Source organism: Microcoleus sp. Pol14D4 (assembly GCF_036701245.1).
Taxonomy (GTDB): Bacteria; Cyanobacteriota; Cyanobacteriia; order Cyanobacteriales; family Microcoleaceae; genus Microcoleus.
In genome coordinates, this window is record NZ_JAUBQM010000177.1 from 1 (window position 1) to 2,663 (window position 2,663).

General features: G+C 38.6%; 2 protein-coding genes and 2 pseudogenes. 3 read left to right on the top strand and 1 reads right to left on the bottom strand.

Going from position 1 to position 2,663, the window contains the following annotated elements; genetic code table 11:
* Positions 1–165, top strand: a pseudogene (locus tag QUA33_RS27865) (ISAs1 family transposase); the annotation flags it as partial.
* A 185-nt stretch (positions 166–350) separates the two neighbouring features.
* On the opposite strand, the gene QUA33_RS27870 reads toward QUA33_RS27865, so the two are convergent.
* Entirely contained in the window at positions 351–647 is a 297-nt protein-coding gene (locus QUA33_RS27870) for a hypothetical protein (RefSeq protein ID WP_333152980.1), read from the bottom strand.
* Between the two features lie 231 nt (positions 648–878).
* Between QUA33_RS27870 and QUA33_RS27875 the strand changes: the two are divergent.
* Positions 879–1,960: pseudogene (locus QUA33_RS27875) on the top strand (IS630 family transposase).
* 355 nt (positions 1,961–2,315) lie between these two features.
* The gene (locus QUA33_RS27880; RefSeq protein ID WP_333152982.1) at positions 2,316–2,612 is read left to right on the top strand and encodes a hypothetical protein; all 297 of its coding nucleotides are present in this window, start codon (positions 2,316–2,318) and stop codon (positions 2,610–2,612) included.
* Positions 2,613–2,663: the final 51 nt, after the last annotated feature.

Genomic DNA, 2,663 nt, shown 5'->3' on the forward strand with positions numbered 1-2,663 from the left:
CTCAGGAAAGACAATGCTCCGCAAAATTTTGCTATGATTAGACACATCTCATTAAATCTTTTGAATCAAGAAAAAACCTCAAAAACTGGAGCAAAGAACAAGCGACTTCGAGCTGGATGGGATGATGGCTATTTGACTAAAATTCTCGCTGTTTCAGTTAATTAAATTCTCACAAACAACTTATTACTAACTATTATACAACTTGCAAGCAGTGGTTGTAAGCTTTTTATTGTCTCAAAAATGGCAGCCAGTAAAAATCATCATTAATCAGTTCCTCTTTTCTCTTAAAAGTCGTTACAAAGTATGTTTATAGCTTCTAATAATGGTGAATTTATCTGAAAATATACTCATCACTGATGAACAGTGTTCAATAAGATGCGTTCCCCCTGGAGTTCTTCAAGAGTTGCATCATTATTTGCTTCAATCAATTCCGCCAAGATGAGTAGGTGATCCGCATTAAGTTTGCCTTTGACTCCACATCGGTCAGTTCTCGGAGTAATGTTTTTTGTTTCACGATATTGTTTAAGCAATTTTTGTACGAAACTCAGGGCTACAGAAAAACGCTTAGCTATTGCTTTTTGTGAAATGGGTTCAGCATGATAAGTATCAAGGATTTTTTGCCTAAAATCAATCGAATAAGCTTTCATTTTTAACAATGTATGAAGTTGGGTACAAGTAAACGTGTTGTGAGGCAAGCAGATCGTGCTGTCAAAAAAGTGCTATTATGTGTGGTATCGCTTTCGCGAGGCTTTACTGAACCATGTAATTATAGTTAATTTGATCTTATCTTCTCTGTTTGACCCTCACGAGTGAGTGTCAGTAACATGATACCTCATCTTTCTGAGAAAGGCTATATGTGAATCTAAGTATGAGTTGAAATGACCCAAAATAAGTCCTCAGAAAAAATCGGATAGGATGAAGTCGAAGCCTTATGAAAACTCGAAAATTTTATTGCCAGCAATCCCGACCTCAGAGAATTAAAAAGAGCCTTAGCCATCCGAATGCGAATTGAATGGCTCTGCCGCGAAACTATTCAAAAGATATTGGGAGTATCCTCTCCATTTATTAGCAAGTGGAAAATCAATTCTGCGTTGCATGGAATTGAAGGATTGCTCTTAAGTCATCAAAGCTCGCAGGGACAACTTAAGCCAGAAGAACAGTCGGAAATTATCCAATGGTTAACTAATAAAGACCACGCTCGATTTATCCGCCCTTGAAAATTATATAGCAGAGCAGTATCAGATTGAGTTGCCATCTAAAACTAGCTACTATCGACTCTTTAAGTCAGCAGGAACTAGCTGGAAAAACTCTCAAAAAAAGAACCCAAAAGGCGATGAATGACTCGTCAAAAAAAAGCACCAAGAAATTTGTGAAACTCTGGAAAAATATCGGGAAGCTATAGTATCGGGAAAGCGTGTGGTGTATTTGATTGATGAGTGTCATCTACTGTGGGGAGATGTCTGTGACTATCTTTGGGGAAGGCGCAACGAGAGAATAGAAATACCGCTGGTGAATGAAAGAGAAAAACAAACTTATTATGGCGCAATAAATTACTTAACAAAACAGTTAATTCTGCGAGAATATGCGACGGCAAATTCCGAGAATACGGTCGCTTTCTTAAAGCGATTTACAGTCTTTAAATCCCGAAGCGAGACATTTGATTATTTGGGATAGAGCTAGTTATCACAAATATAAAGAGATGAAAACTTACCTATAAATAATTACTTGCGGACAAAAAATGAATGGTCTTCAACTTGTATCCTGTTTGCCCCCAATGCTCCGCCGGCAGAATCCAATAGAGCATATTTGGCTAAATGCCAAGACTTGGGTGAGAAAATTTGGGAATCGTCTGCGTTCTTTTTCCTTGGTTAAATGGTTATTCAATTTTACCATACAGCAGCAAATCTTTGACTTTCCCAAACTACACAAATTTGGTGATTTTGAGCCACAATTTTCATGAAACTACTGCTCGATCGAACCCTCGATTGATTTATGAATGATTTGCGAGCGCTATATATCCAGTGGGAATAAATGATAATTATCGCCTATTATACTGATGATACGTAAAACACTCGTGGTGGGGTTTACGAGCATTTGTACTCGTCTCACAAGTGACACGACCCCTAATAATCGGGATCAGTTCAAAGTTGAATATAGCGGGGCTATTTGTCCTGATGACTTGCGTCGAGCCTTGCTAGACATAGAAAGAACCGCAAATTTTCCATTTGAGCGGTCATCGCGCAGGAAATGACGGGATAGTTGTAGAAGACGATAATGGCAAGTCAAAACTTGTCACCACTGAGGCTTGATCCAGCTTGTTTGAGCAGTTTGCCGATCATGTGGAATGTGTTTTACTTAGGGCTTGCTATTCCGAGATTCAGGCAAATGCGATTGTTGAACACATCAATTATGTCATCGGCACGAGCCAAGAAATTAGAGACACAGCCGCAATCAAATTTGCAATGGGCTTCTATGATTCTTTAGGCGCTGGCAAGCCTGTTGAAACTGCATATAAGTTGGGCTGTAATGCGATTCAACTAAAAAATATTCCAGAGCATCTAACCCCTAAAATTAAGAGGAAATCTCATATAGCGATCGCAAATCATTCATAAATCGATAGAGAATTCGAGCGAGCAGCAGTTCAATTCAGTGTTGGTTCAAAA